This is a genomic window from Gottfriedia acidiceleris, from assembly GCF_036421055.1.
GTDB classification, from domain to species: Bacteria; Bacillota; Bacilli; order Bacillales; family Bacillaceae_G; genus Gottfriedia; species Gottfriedia acidiceleris_C.
On record NZ_JAZGQS010000011.1, the window covers coordinates 15678 to 29632 of the forward strand.

General features: G+C 33.6%; 15 protein-coding genes. 8 read left to right on the forward strand and 7 right to left on the reverse strand.

Going from position 1 to position 13955, the window contains the following annotated elements; genetic code table 11:
* Positions 1 to 84: 84 nt before the first annotated feature.
* Positions 85 to 1008, reverse strand: coding sequence for a 1,4-dihydroxy-2-naphthoate polyprenyltransferase (locus tag RAH41_RS16745; protein ID WP_331224078.1), 924 nt, complete (start codon positions 1006 to 1008; stop codon positions 85 to 87).
* Between the two features lie 154 nt (positions 1009 to 1162).
* Here RAH41_RS16745 and RAH41_RS16750 point away from each other — a divergent pair, with 154 nt between their 5' ends.
* From RAH41_RS16750 to menC, 6 genes are all read left to right on the forward strand, one after another.
* Complete coding sequence (locus RAH41_RS16750; protein ID WP_331224079.1) at positions 1163 to 2569, forward strand: isochorismate synthase; 1407 nt, start codon at positions 1163 to 1165, stop codon at positions 2567 to 2569.
* A complete protein-coding gene (menD, locus tag RAH41_RS16755) occupies positions 2559 to 4298 on the forward strand; it encodes a 2-succinyl-5-enolpyruvyl-6-hydroxy-3-cyclohexene-1-carboxylic-acid synthase (protein WP_331224081.1) in 1740 nt (579 codons plus the stop codon). The genes RAH41_RS16750 and menD overlap by 11 nt, the downstream gene beginning before the upstream one ends.
* Before the next feature lie 18 nt (positions 4299 to 4316).
* Positions 4317 to 5144 carry a 2-succinyl-6-hydroxy-2,4-cyclohexadiene-1-carboxylate synthase gene (gene menH / locus RAH41_RS16760; RefSeq protein ID WP_331224083.1) on the forward strand — a complete coding sequence of 276 codons (828 nt, stop codon included), beginning with the start codon at positions 4317 to 4319 and terminating at the stop codon, positions 5142 to 5144.
* A complete protein-coding gene (gene menB / locus RAH41_RS16765) occupies positions 5141 to 5959 on the forward strand; it encodes a 1,4-dihydroxy-2-naphthoyl-CoA synthase (protein WP_331224085.1) in 819 nt (272 codons plus the stop codon). The genes menH and menB overlap by 4 nt, the downstream gene beginning before the upstream one ends.
* Positions 5960 to 6043: 84 nt before the next feature.
* Positions 6044 to 7486: an o-succinylbenzoate--CoA ligase gene (locus RAH41_RS16770; protein WP_331224087.1), complete on the forward strand. Its 1443-nt coding sequence runs from the start codon at positions 6044 to 6046 to the stop codon at positions 7484 to 7486.
* A gap of 11 nt (positions 7487 to 7497) precedes the next feature.
* Positions 7498 to 8607: an o-succinylbenzoate synthase gene (gene menC, locus RAH41_RS16775; protein WP_331224088.1), complete on the forward strand. Its 1110-nt coding sequence runs from the start codon at positions 7498 to 7500 to the stop codon at positions 8605 to 8607.
* Positions 8608 to 8652: 45 nt separating this feature from the next.
* On the opposite strand, the gene yidD is transcribed toward menC, so the two are convergent.
* Both yidD and ytzI read right to left on the reverse strand, forming a co-directional pair.
* Positions 8653 to 8907, reverse strand: a complete 255-nt coding sequence (yidD, locus tag RAH41_RS16780) for a membrane protein insertion efficiency factor YidD (RefSeq protein WP_098233478.1) — start codon at positions 8905 to 8907, stop codon at positions 8653 to 8655.
* Positions 8908 to 8931: 24 nt separating this feature from the next.
* The gene (ytzI, locus tag RAH41_RS16785; RefSeq protein ID WP_331224090.1) at positions 8932 to 9078 is read right to left on the reverse strand and encodes a YtzI protein; all 147 of its coding nucleotides are present in this window, start codon (positions 9076 to 9078) and stop codon (positions 8932 to 8934) included.
* Between the two features lie 166 nt (positions 9079 to 9244).
* Between ytzI and ytkD the strand changes: the two genes are divergently transcribed.
* Entirely contained in the window at positions 9245 to 9724 is a 480-nt protein-coding gene (gene ytkD / locus RAH41_RS16790; RefSeq protein ID WP_331224092.1) for an RNA deprotection pyrophosphohydrolase, read from the forward strand.
* Between the two features lie 297 nt (positions 9725 to 10021).
* Here the strand turns inward: ytkD and RAH41_RS16795 are convergent, their stop codons facing one another.
* The 4 genes from RAH41_RS16795 to RAH41_RS16810 all read right to left on the reverse strand — a co-directional run bounded on the left by RAH41_RS16795 (position 10022) and on the right by RAH41_RS16810 (position 13264).
* Positions 10022 to 10828, reverse strand: a complete 807-nt coding sequence (locus tag RAH41_RS16795) for an ABC transporter permease (RefSeq protein ID WP_331224094.1) — start codon at positions 10826 to 10828, stop codon at positions 10022 to 10024.
* A complete protein-coding gene (locus tag RAH41_RS16800; protein WP_331224096.1) occupies positions 10821 to 11585 on the reverse strand; it encodes an ABC transporter ATP-binding protein in 765 nt (254 codons plus the stop codon). The genes RAH41_RS16795 and RAH41_RS16800 overlap by 8 nt, the downstream gene beginning before the upstream one ends.
* A gap of 12 nt (positions 11586 to 11597) precedes the next feature.
* Positions 11598 to 12590, reverse strand: coding sequence for an ABC transporter substrate-binding protein (locus RAH41_RS16805; protein WP_419471622.1), 993 nt, complete (start codon positions 12588 to 12590; stop codon positions 11598 to 11600).
* Between the two features lie 188 nt (positions 12591 to 12778).
* Positions 12779 to 13264, reverse strand: coding sequence for an Rrf2 family transcriptional regulator (locus RAH41_RS16810; protein WP_331224098.1), 486 nt, complete (start codon positions 13262 to 13264; stop codon positions 12779 to 12781).
* Positions 13265 to 13494: 230 nt separating this feature from the next.
* Here RAH41_RS16810 and RAH41_RS16815 point away from each other — a divergent pair, with 230 nt between their 5' ends.
* Entirely contained in the window at positions 13495 to 13938 is a 444-nt protein-coding gene (locus RAH41_RS16815; protein ID WP_331224099.1) for a carboxymuconolactone decarboxylase family protein, read from the forward strand.
* Positions 13939 to 13955: the final 17 nt, after the last annotated feature.

Below are 13955 nucleotides of genomic sequence, written 5' to 3' on the forward strand. Positions count from 1 at the left end.
CAATAAATGAATATGACTATCCATATTTTGTTCAAAAAGGAGGAAAACATGAATTAAGTTTTATGAGGAATTGTTTTGCCTGAATTAGGAAAAAATATTTCCAATAATTAGGCCTATAACAAGAAGGAATCCCATTATAGTATTTGTTTTTGCTGTTGCTGCCATGGCTGGCATCATTTCCATTGGTTGGGTCTTACCAATAAAACCTTTTGTTGCTTTTATTGCAACAGGAATACTTAATAATGAAATAAGTGCAAAAGGTGTAATTAAATTCATGATAACAAATAAAATAACTAAAGCATATGCAACTGCAAATAATGAACCAATAAAGATAATTGAATTCTTTTTACCTAATAAGATGACAAGTGTTTTACGTCCATTTTCTTTGTCATTATCAAGGTCACGAATATTATTTGCTGTTAAAATTGCTCCAATTGTGATTGAAGTAGGGATAGAAAGTAAAATTACACTTGATGGTAAATTTCCAGCTTGTATATAGTAAGTAATACCAATAATTACAACTCCCATAAAAAAGCCCGCTACTAACTCACCAAATGGAGTGTAAGCAATTGGAAGTGGTCCTCCAGTATAAAAATAAGCTGCTGCCATACAAATAAGTCCAATAACTGCTATCCACCAGCTACTTTGAATACAAATATAAATACCTAATAGAAGAGCGATACCAAAAAAAGTAAAAGCAAGATTTAAAACTGTTGAAGGTTTAATACCATCTCTTACGATTGCTCCACCGATACCGACAGAACCTTCATGATCTAGCCCTCTTTTATAATCATAGTATTCATTAATCATATTCGCAGCGGCTTGGATCAATAAACTTGCGATAAGCATTGAAAGAAATAAAAGTAAATGAAATGAGTGAGCTATGTGCGCTAACATTGTTCCAATCGCAACAGGAATGAACGCTGCGGTTAATGTATGTGGTCTTAATAAATTCCACCATGTTCTAAAACCTGTTGAGGAAGTTGGAGATTGTACAGTTGGTTGCATTTTAACATCCTCCTTTTTAATATTATTTGAAAATGTAGGTCATTTTACTTTAAAAAAGTATGGACGAACTTCATAAAATTGACAGTCTACATTCATCGTTGTATCTTTAGTTATATCATGTATTTAACGTATATTTAAGCTAGGGGGAACTATTATGCTTAGAACAGGTCAACTGGAATCGATTGCCTTCTTTGAGCATTCTCTTCAAAGGGCAAAAGCTTGTTCAAAACGTTTCATTTGTAAAGTGGAAAAAATAATGAATATCCATCCCCTAAGTGTTTACCATTTTTATCATGAATTGGGTTTTACTGAACGCTTTTATTGGTCAAACCAAGAAAACTCGTTAATTCTCACAGGAATTGGTACTTTAGTTCCTTTTCATCATAGTACAGAAGAACAGTATTCTGCAATAGAAAAAGAATGGAAACGCTTTGGAGAGCAAGTGTATATCGAGCAAGAAAATTGCTTTGGTACAGGACCGATAGCTCTTGGGGGTTTCTCTTTTTTTGATAACTATAAAAATGATCAAGATTGGAAGAATTTTGGTACCTCTCATTTCTATGTACCTAAATTAATGGTGACGGTTACAAATGAAGGGACATTCATCACCTCTAATTATGAAATTAATGAACAAACTTCCGTAGAGGATTTATTACTTCAATATAAAGAGTATGATGACTTTTTAGAAAAGTTTGGAATGAAGCAACCAAGCTTTACACAATCAGAGTGTATTAAAAAAGATGAATTTGAACCAAATGAATGGATTCAAAGTGTAAAAAAAGCAATTTATCAAATGAAAAACGAAGAATTAGAAAAAGTTGTTTTAAACCGAACTTTAAATGCAACATTTTCTGCAGAAGTAGATTCAACAAAAGTAATTTATGAACTAGAAGCTACAAGAAATGTTAACTATGTTATTTCCTATCAATTAAAAGATACTGTATTTATTAGCGCTACACCCGAGAGATTAATTTCTAAGAAAAATAATACAGTTTTTTCGATGTGTCTTGCTGGATCTGCTGCCAAAGGAATAACTAAGGAAGAAAACACAGAAGCTGCCAATTGGTTATTAAATAGTAAAAAAAATAAGGGTGAACATGCTTTTGTTGTAAACTATATACGAGAAACGCTACAACAGTATTGTAATGAATTATCAATACCTTCAACACCAAGAATAATGGCGACTAAAAGCTTATTACATTTATTCACACCAGTTGAAGGGAAATTATACAATCATGTATCTTTATTTGAATTAATTCAAGCATTACATCCAACCCCTGCACTTGGAGGATTTCCTAAGGAAGAGGCATGTAAATTAATTCGTGAACTTGAACCTGTGGACAGGGGATGGTATGGGGCACCGATAGGGTGGATTGATTTAAACGGAAATGGTGATTTTGCTGTAGGCATACGTAGTGCCTTAATTAAAGAAGATAAAGCAAAATTATATGCTGGTTGTGGTGTTGTACAAGATTCAAAACCAGAGGAAGAATTTTTTGAAACTGGTGTAAAGTTTCTGCCAATGCTAAATGCATTAGGAGGGTTACGAAATGAAAGATAATGAAGCACTAACAAAGTATATTGGTGCTCTTGTAGATGAAATAAGTGCATTAAATATTAAAAACGTTGTAATAAGTCCTGGTTCACGCTCTACGCCAATATCGATGTTAGTAAATGAACATCCAAAATTAAAGTCATATATTGCAATAGATGAAAGAGGGGCTGCATTTTTTGCTTTAGGAATCGCGAAAAGTACGAAACAGCCTACAGTTTTAATCTGTACTTCTGGAACAGCTGCTGCTAATTATATGCCAGCCATTTCCGAAGCAAAGGAATCTAGAATTCCATTAATTGTCCTGACAGCTGATCGACCTCATGAGCTTAGAGATATAGGTGCACCACAAGCTATGAATCAAATTGGTTTATATGGTTCATTTGTAAAAAAATTCATTGAGCTAGCTTTACCAGAGGCCTCAGAAGCTATGTACGAATACGCGCGTTCAAGCGTTAATCGACTGTACCGTTCATGTGTGACTGCTCCAATGGGGCCTGTACATATGAATGTGCCACTTCGAGAACCATTGGTTCCAAATTTTGCGATTGAGGACTTATTCACAGCAGGAAAGCGTAAAAATGCTGCTTACACAATTCTTACTGCAACTCTTGCGACAATTTCAAGTGAAACAAGTAATGAATTCACGAAGCTTTTTCAATCAAAAAGAAAAGGCTTATTAGTTTGTGGTCCTTATGTTGAAGAAGGAGCTTTAAAGAAGATTAAATCTTTAGGGAATTTATTAGACTATCCAGTTCTATGTGATCCTCTTTCAAATGGAAGAACGATTGGTGGTAATGAAGACTCGAATGTAATTGATACATACGATACATTTCTTCGTTTTGAAGACATTGTTGATTCGCTTGATTCTGAAGTTATCGTACGATTCGGGGCAATGCCTGTTTCTAAAACGTTTAGCCAATATATACAAAAGCAAAAAAATTGCGAGCTAATTGTAATTGATGAAGGAGACTTATGGAGGGATCCGACGTTAAAAGCAACTCAAATGATTTCTTGTGATGATATCCAGTTTTGTAATGCAATTTTGGATTCGTATCAGAAAACAAGTAATCTAGAATTAGATTGGTTGAATAAATGGAAAACAATTAACGAAAAAACAAAAAATGGTCTACAACAAGCAGAACAGTTTGATGAACTTTTTGAAGGGAAAATCGTTCAAGTTTTAGCAAAAAATTTACTTGAAGAAAGTACATTGTTTGTTTCAAACAGTATGCCTATTCGTGATGTGGATACGTTTTTACATAATCAATCTAAAATGTTAAAAATTGCTTGTAATCGAGGGGTAAATGGAATAGATGGGACAATTGCAACCGCATTAGGGATGGCAGCAGCGGGAGAAAGTGTCACATTATTAATTGGAGATTTATCTTTCTATCATGATTTAAATAGTCTAGTCCTGTCTAAACTACACAATTTACCTATAAGGGTAATACTAGTGAATAATGATGGGGGTGGAATCTTCTCGTTTTTACCTCAATCAAAAGAAGAAAAACATTTCGAATACTTATTTGGAACTCCTTTAGGATTGGAATTCGAGCATGCAACTGCTCTCTTCGGTGGAGTACATACCAAAATTCATAATTGGTTTGAATTAGAAGATGAATTAGCTAAAAAGATTAATGGGTTACATGTAATAGAAATCCAAACAAATCGTAAAGAAAATTATGATCTTCATCAAAAAGTTTGGAGCATTGTTAAAGCAGAATACGAGAAATGAAATTAGGTGTTCTTGTTCATGGAAATTAAAATAAATGAGGTCACATATTCATACATTGAATCTGGCCAAGGGCAAGCAATATTATTATTACATGGTTTCACTGGTTCAAAGGAGACTTGGGGAGATTTAATCAGTAAACTAGAACGAAATTATCATGTAATTGCAATTGATTTATTAGGTCATGGAAAGACAGGTTGTCCAATTAATGAAGAGCGGTACAGAATGGAATTTGCTGCTAAAGATTTACATGATTTTTTAGTACAAAAGCAAATTGATTCTGTGCATTTATTGGGCTATTCGATGGGAGGTAGACTAGCCCTCTATTTCGCTTTAGCCTATCCATCAAGAATTAGATCGCTTATTTTAGAAAGTTGCACGGCTGGTCTTAAATCTGAAAATGAAAGATTAGCTCGAATCGAACAAGATCATCATTTATCTTCCATGATCCTAAATGAAGGTATTGAAGTATTTGTTAATTATTGGGAAAACATTCCGTTATTTTCAACTCAAAAGAAATTGACATCAGAGTCACAACAAAGGATTAAACAAGGAAGATTAAATCAGTCACCAATTGGCTTAAGTAATAGTTTAAAAGGGATGGGCACGGGCATTCAGCCATCTTTATGGAGTGACTTGAGGCAATTAAAAAAACCTACTTTATTAGTTTGTGGGGAATATGATGATAAGTTTTGTTTAATAATGGGGAAAATGAATGAGATGATAGAAAATAGCGAAATTAGTAAAATTCCACATGCAGGCCATGCAATTCATGTGGAACATTCGGGAAAATTTGCTACAATAGTAAATGGGTTTTTATTGAAAAGTGATAAGGAGGAAATTTCATGACTATTGAATGGGTACAAGAAAGAAAGTATGAAGAAATTTTATATTCTACATATAATGGGATTGCTAAAATTTCAATCAATCGTCCACATGTACATAACGCATTTACGCCATTAACAGTATCAGAAATGATTGATGCTTTTGCTTATGCAAGAGACGACGAAAAAATTGGTGTTATTATTTTAACAGGTGAAGGTGGAAAAGCATTCTGTTCTGGTGGAGACCAAAGTGTTCGCGGACACGGTGGTTATGTTGGACAAGATCGCATTCCACGTCTGAATGTATTAGATTTACAACGTTTAATTCGCGTTATTCCAAAACCTGTAATTGCAATGGTAGCCGGTTATGCAATCGGTGGAGGTAACGTATTAAATGTAGTATGTGACTTAACAATCGCAGCTGAAAACGCTAAATTTGGACAAACTGGTCCTAAGGTTGGTAGCTTTGATGCTGGTTATGGCTCAGGGTATTTAGCTCGTATTGTAGGGCACAAAAAAGCTCGTGAAATTTGGTACTTATGCCGTCAATATAATGCACAAGAAGCATTAGATATGGGCTTAGTTAATAAAGTAGTACCTTTAGAAGAATTAGAAGCTGAAACAGTTAAATGGGCTGAAGAAATGCTTGAAAAAAGTCCAACTGCACTTCGCTTCTTAAAAGCAGCAATGAATGCAGATACAGACGGTTTAGCTGGACTTCAACAACTAGCTGGAGATGCAACACTTCTTTACTACACAACTGATGAAGCAAAAGAAGGTCGCGATGCATTTAAAGAAAAACGTACACCTGATTTCGATAAATTCCCACGTTTCCCTTGATTTGAAAGAAAAAAAAAGCTTGATGAGAAATCATCAAGCTTTTTTGAATACTTTTTAGATAACAACAGTCAGGAAGTGTTTTAAATGAACCAAATTCCGAATTTTTTGCTTGAGAGAGTCAGATTAACTCCTAATCGAATAGCAATTGCAACAGATGAAAAGGAAATTACGTTTAAGGATTTACATGATCGAGTTATAAATCTTGCCTATAAATTTCACCATTTTGGCATTAATGACGGATCTCACGTTTCTGTTTTAATGAATAATTCGGTTGAATTTATAGAAGTTGTTTATGCACTTCATTATATTGGAGCAACATCAATTTTATTGAATATAAGATTAAGTGATGACGAAATCGCATATCAATTAGAAAATAGTGATTCTGAATTTTTAATCGTAGCGAAATCAAATACGATGAAGATTCCTATTAATATAAAACTGTTAAATATAAATGAAATGGAGAACAGCAAAACAAAGGAATTTCCAATCAAGTCTAATTTTGATGGAGATAAAATCGCAACTATGATGTACACATCTGGTACAACTGGTTTCCCAAAAGCAGTTATACAAACTTATTTGAATCATTGGAGTAGTGCAATTGCTTCAGTATTAAATTTAGGATTAGATCATAAAGATGTATGGCTAGTCTGTTTGCCAATGTTCCATGTGGGTGGTTTATCTACTGTATATAAAAGTGCGATTTATGGCATGAAAATTGTGTTAACGAATAAAGCTGATGCTCATACCATTAAGGACTGTGTCATAAAGCATAATGTAACAATTCTCTCCGTTGTAACCAAAGTATTAAATGATTTATTAACAATTGTTGAGGGGACAAATGATTTAAACAGCGTAAGGGCAGCTTTGCTTGGTGGAGGGCCTGCTCCGTTACCTCTTTTACAAAAGGCAGAAGCATTAAATGTGCCAGTTTATCAAACATATGGGATGACTGAAACTTGTTCACAAATTGCAACGCTATCTCCTGAATATATGCTTTCTAAAATTGGTTCGGCAGGTAAAGCTTTATTTGGATGTACGCTAGAAATAAGAGACGATCAACGAACTTGTTCACCAGGAGAAGTAGGAGAAATTGTAGTCAAGGGACCGAATGTGAGTAAAGGTTATTATAAACTTGCCAAGTCAATTGATTCATCGGAGTATCTATATACAGGAGATTTGGGTTACGTAGATGAGGATGGTTTTTTATTTGTAGTTGACCGTCGAAGTGACTTAATTATTTCCGGTGGAGAGAATATATATCCAGCAGAGATTGAATCAGTATTATTATCGCATCAAGATATCATTGAAGCTGGTGTAACAGGTAAAGAAGACCCAACTTGGGGGAAAGTACCTGTTGGATTTGTTGTAAGTAAATCCCCTAATCCTCCGTCACAAGAAGAACTAATTGACTATTGTCGAGACAAAATAGCAGGGTATAAAATTCCAAAGGAAATATTTTATGTAGATAACCTACCAAGAAATGCAACAAACAAGCTAGTTAGAAGAGAGCTACTTAAGCTTCTATAAGGGGAATAAACATGTTGATAAGGCAAATTGAATTATTTTTAATTGAGCAGCCTCTAAAAGTACCTTTTAAAACAAGCTATGGTACATATGAAAAACGTGAAAGTATAATTGTTAAAATGTTAGATGCCAACGGAGTATGTGGTTATGGAGAAGTTGTTGCTTTTTCAGAGCCGTGGTATACAGAGGAAACGATTCAAACAGCTCTTCATACTTTACAGGATTTTTTTATACCGATCCTATTAGAAAAACAGTATAATCATCCAAGTGAAGTTGCTATACATTTAAATCAATTTAAAGGCAATCAAATGGCTAAATCTGGGCTTGAAGGTGCATGTTGGGATTTGTATAGTAAACTAAATTCAATCACTTTAGCACAAGCTTTAGGGGGCAATAAGACAGAGATTCCAGTTGGGGTTGTAATTAGCATAGACGAGCCAATAAAAATGGTGGAACAAATTAATGCATATGTAACAGAAGGGTATGACCGATTTAAAATTAAAGTTTCAAAGGAAAATGATTACGAAATAGTATCAACTATACGAAATAGCTATCCAACAATCCCTCTAATGATTGATGCCAATTCAGATTATTCAATTGAAGACATTCCGAAATTAAAAAAATTAGATGAATTTAATCTGTTAATGATTGAACAGCCCTTCGGTGAACGCCAATTCATCGAGCACGCTATTCTTCAAAAGGAAATTTCTACTCCAGTTTGTTTGGATGAAAGTATATGTTCTTTAGAAGATGTTCAAATTGCATATGAATTAAAAGCTTGCAGAATCATTACTTTAAAGCCTGGGAGAGTTGGAGGATTAACTAAATCAATTGAAATTCATGATTATTGTGTTGAAAAGAATATTCCAATTTGGGTTGGAGGCATGATTGAAACTGGAATTTCTAGAATTCAAAATGTTGCATTAGCATCTCTTCCCGGATTTACAATACCTGGAGATATTTCGGCTTCATCTAGACATTGGGAGCAGGATCTCATTTATCCCGAGGTAGCTTTAATAAATGGAAAAGTTAAAGTACCAGTTTTCCCTGGTTTAGGGGTAGAAGTGGATGAAGAGAGAATCCGAAGCATTTCTAAAAAGATTTATAAATTTACTTCTCAATAAAAATAACTAAATAAAAAAATACGATCAATTAAACTTGTTTTCGATTCAAGTTTCTTTGACCGTATCTTTTTTTGTTTCCTTATTTATTTTATCAGGTACAGGATCATATCCACCTGGATGTAGTGGGTGACACTTAAGTATTCTTTTAGTCGTTAAATAAGTTCCTTTAAGCGCACCATGGGTTTGTATTGCCTCTAGTCCATAACTAGAGCAAGTAGGATAGAATCTACATGATGGTGGCGTTGCAGGTGAAATCCATTTTTGATAAAATCTAATGATTCCGATTAAAATTTTATTCATAAACAAACCTTTCGTCTGCTAGAATTATTTCTTATCATGGTTATTTTTCATTTTTACGTCTTCTAGCTTATCGACTTTATGTTGAACACCATAGCCTTTGTTTACAGTAAGAACGAAAGCACCGAATACAACAACGATAATAATTCCACTAACAACAAATACTCCAGTCATACTATATCCTCCTAAATAGTTATACTACTATGATATAGTATACTGTCCAATTTGCAAGGCAATCAAATATTTTCATAAAGTTTCAGGAATATTATTTCAATAATGATGAAACATTTTAATAGAAATAGTACAATGGAAAAACAAGTATGAATGTAGGAAGGTTAAAATGTACATATTTAAAGATTTTTACCATAATACAGTTGAATTATCGTTTGAGAAGCATCCATTTTCACCCGATCCAAAACATGTTTGGGTTATTTGTAAATACAATGACCAATGGTTACTCACAGACCATCAAAGAAGAGGATACGAATTCCCAGGCGGAAAAGTCGAGGAAGGCGAATCACCTGAAGAAGCAGCTAAACGTGAAGTTTTAGAAGAAACAGGTGGGAATGTATCGAAAATTAAATATTTAGGGCAATACCGTGTTACAGGTAAAGATAAAATTATCATAAAAAATATTTATTTTGCCGAAATAGGAGAACTTTTAACTCAAAAGCACTATTTTGAAACAAACGGTCCTGTCTTATTAGACGAATTTCCACCAAACATAAAAAAAGATCGCCGATTTAGTTTTATCATGCGCGATGAAGTTTTTTCACAAAGTTTAAGTTACTTGAATACTAAAAAAAGCTCACTTTTATAAGGTGAGCTTTTTTAATACTCTAAGTAAAAAATATTGTAATATCGTAAACTTTTTTTGTTTAAAATAACTTGATCGTTAAGGAGGGGTGCTCGACTCCTCTGGGATTAGCGGGAAGGCTAAAGACCCCGCAGGCTTGCCGAGTAGGCGAAAGAATCTCGTTGGAAAGCGAGCATCCTGTAGTGGAAAGCAACAACAATCTACTCCTTTTACGAAAATTTGATAATTAATTTGACAAGATAGTTTTTTAACAGCATAAAGCTCACTATTTAAGTGAGCTTTAATACATATTACTCTATATTATTTCTTTATTGTTTTTCTCTCAATATATTCAACAATAATATACATTAAAGCAGCACATACACTTATGATTAATACACTCATTAGAACCAGAGTGAAATTAAATACTTGGAAACCATAAACGATTAAATAGCCAAGTCCGTCTTTTGAAACTAAGAACTCTCCGACAATCACTCCTACCCAAGCTAATCCGACATTTACTTTTAATGTTGAAATGACGGTAGGTATACTAGCAGGAAAGATGACATTTTTAAAGATTTGAGTTTTTGTAGCCCCAAAACTTTTAATGACTTTTACGTAATTCTCGTCTACCTGTAAGAAGGCTTGATATATAACCAGGGCTGTAATGACAAAACTTATTATAATCCCCATAGCAATTATGGAAGAATAGGAGGGACCAAAAATTACAATGATGATTGGTCCAAGGGCGACTTTTGGCATGGCATTAAATACTACTAAAAATGGATCAAGTACCTTTGAGGCAAATGGATACCACCAAAGAATGATTGCTAGAATGATCCCTATAATTGTGCCTAATATAAAACCAATAATTGTTTCAGTGATTGTAGTCATTGCATCATGATAAATGGAGCCATCTCCCAATTTTGCGATGAATAAATCGTAAATTTTAGTAGGTGAACTAAACAATAATGGATCAATTATTTTTCGATGACTTAAAAGCTCCCAAACTATAAAAAAGATAATAATAATTAATAGTTGGAAGAAAAATATGAGTAGCTTTTTACGGCGATTTTTTTTGACGATACTGGCATGATAGGATTTTAGTTCGTCATTTACTTTATCCACGTTTCTCCAACTCCTTCCAAATCGCAGAAACATAAGAAGAAAAGAGTGATTGGTGTCGTGTGTCAAAAGGAGGGCGAATGCGTAATTCTTCTGGTAAATTGAAAATTTTTGATATTTTTGTTGGTGCATTTGTTAGCGTAATAACCCGATCACACATAGCTACCGCTTCTTCAATATCATGTGTTACTAAAATAGCAGTAGTATTTAACTTCTTAAATAAGTTGAAAACTAATTCTTCCAGCTTTACTTTATTTTGATAGTCTAGAGCGGAAAATGGTTCATCTAATAATACAATTGAAGGGCTTGTGGAGAGAGTTCTCACTAATGCAACGCGTTGTCTCATTCCACCAGATAATTCTCTTGGGTACGCATTTTCATAATCCTTTAATCCAACTTCATTTAGCAATTTTAAGGTTCGATTTTTATTTTCTTCAGTATCCTTATCTAGAATCTGAAGACCTAGAAAAATATTTTCTTTAATTGTTTTCCAAGGGAATAAATAGTCATGCTGAAGCATATAACCAATTTCCCCCGATTTTATATCATAAGGCTTGCCTTTAAACTTTACTGAACCGTCATATGGAGTAAGCAATGAAGAAATGATCGATAAAAGTGTGCTTTTTCCACAGCCACTTGGACCTAATATTGATACAAATTCACCTTTTTCAACTTCAAACGTTAAGCCATCCAATATTTTAATTGCCTTTTCCTTCGATAAAAACACATGAGAAATATCATTAACTGTTAGATAACTCATTTTGTTAACCTACTACTTCTCCGTAGATTTTTCGGCAAATTTTGTATCAACTAAAACTGAGTGTGGAACTTCTTTTGGTAGTACACCAGAGTTCTTCATAATCTTTTGAAGATTATTCCACTCATCTTCTTCTAATATTGGATTTGTTGAATAAGAATTTTGAGACTTATAACGATCAATAACTTTTATTGAAATGTCTAAAGGAGTATCTTTAAAGAATGGCGCAACACTTTTTGCAATCTCTTCTGCGGAATGAGTATCAACCCATTGTTCAGCTTCATAAATTGCATCTGTAAACTTTTGAGCTGTTTGCGCATTCTTCTTCAAATAACTTTCTTTTGCTATAAAAGCAGTGTAAGGAACTTTTCCAGATTCCAAGCCGAATGAAGCAACGATTTTACCTCTTCCTTCTTTTTCCATAATGCTTGCTGTAGGTTCAAACAATTGCACATACTCTCCAGTACCTGAAGCATACGCATTTGCGATATTTGCGAAGTCAATATTCTGAATAAGGTTCAAATCTTTATGTGGATCGATCCCATGTTTACTTAGGACATATTCGCCAACCATTTGTGGCATTCCACCTTTTCTTTGACCTAAAAATGTTTTGTTTCTTAGTTGATCCCAATTAAATGGTACAGATTGATTTCTAGCTACTAGAAATGTTCCATCAGTTTGAGTCAATTGGGCAAAGCTTTTTACTGGGTCATTTGCACCTTGAGCGTATACATATATAGTTGTTTCTGGTCCAACTAATCCTATATCTGCACCGTTTGACAATACAGCAGTCATCGTCTTATCTCCACCAGCAGTAGTTGTTATTTCAACATCCAATCCATGCTTTTTAAAGATTCCTTCACTAATAGCCACATATTGAGGCGCATAAAATAATGAATGCGTTACTTCTGCAACTCTCACTTTTGTGGTTCCATCTTTAGGTTTATCTTTCGAACATGCACCTAAAGTAGAAGCAACTAATAAAAACAAAATAACGAGCCATTTGATTTTCATTTAATCCCTCCTAATTGAAAATATACAATTAGCCTATGCAATAGGAGAAAATGGGTGAATGCGGAGTACTCTAAGCTACAATCGCTCGGTTACTTATGGGCGAAATAGGTGTGCAGGAGAAGATGAATAAATAAAGAAAACCCTCTCTTACTTCCTTTTTAAGGAAATTGGAGAGGGTTTTATCAACTTTTTGTAAAAAATTTTCGAGTATCTTCACGTATTTCGTTAGGCAATACACTTTCTAACTCTTTGTTTAACCATGACAGTGTTTTACTGCGTAAATACTCATGCATTTTTTCTTCGGCAGAGAGCATGACTAAATTGATTGTGCAGGTGGCACTTGGAGTACATCCTTTTTCTCTAAAAAGATAGCCGTTGTCTTTAATATTTTTACATTGAAATATAGGCTTAGAACCTTCAATTGCTTCAATTACATCCCAAAAAGAAATTTCTTCTGGAGATTTAGCTAGTTTAAAACCACCTTTAACTCCTGGAACTGAACTAACGATACCAGCCTTAGAAAGCTTACTAAAAATCTTTGAAAGATATGTATCTGAAACACCTTGAAAGAAGGATAGGTCCTTTATTCCAATCGGAGAATCTTCAGGCGTGTCAATTAAATAAACAAGGCAATGAAGTGCATACTCGACTCCAACACTATACTGCATTAAAACACCTTCTTCATAAATGAAATTATTTTTAATTAATCTTAGAAATGTTTTATTTCTTTGTCAAACATTTACTTTAGGAGAAATATAAAGTTTAAAGAAGTTTGACATAATGAAATAAACATTTTAATATAGATACTATAAATCGGCGATTAATATTGTCGTCAATTTAAATTGATCCACTACAATAAATTCTATTTTTAGAATTAAATTTTTTAGGGGGAATTAAAATGGAAAAACAAATTAATTATGCAAAATTGGCTCCAGAAGCATTAAAAATAATGATGCAAATGGAAAAGTATATTAAATCAGCAGGTATAGACGATAAACTTCGTGAACTTATTAAAATTCGCGTTTCACAAATAAATGGTTGTGCATTTTGTCTCGACATGCATACATCTGAAGCAAGAGAAATAGGAGAAACGGAACAACGTTTATATTGTATTAGTGCATGGAGAGATTGTGATTTTTACACAGATGCAGAAAAAGTAGCTTTAGAGTTAGCTGAGCATATCACACTGATTTCGAATAAAGGTGTATCTGATGAACTATATAATCGTGTAAGTAAATACTTTAGCGAAAATGAATATGCAAATCTTGTATTCATCATCAATCAAATTAACAGTTGGAATCGTATCTCTATTTCTATGGGGAATAGACCAGCTCAAAAATAATCTCCTAATCAAATTTG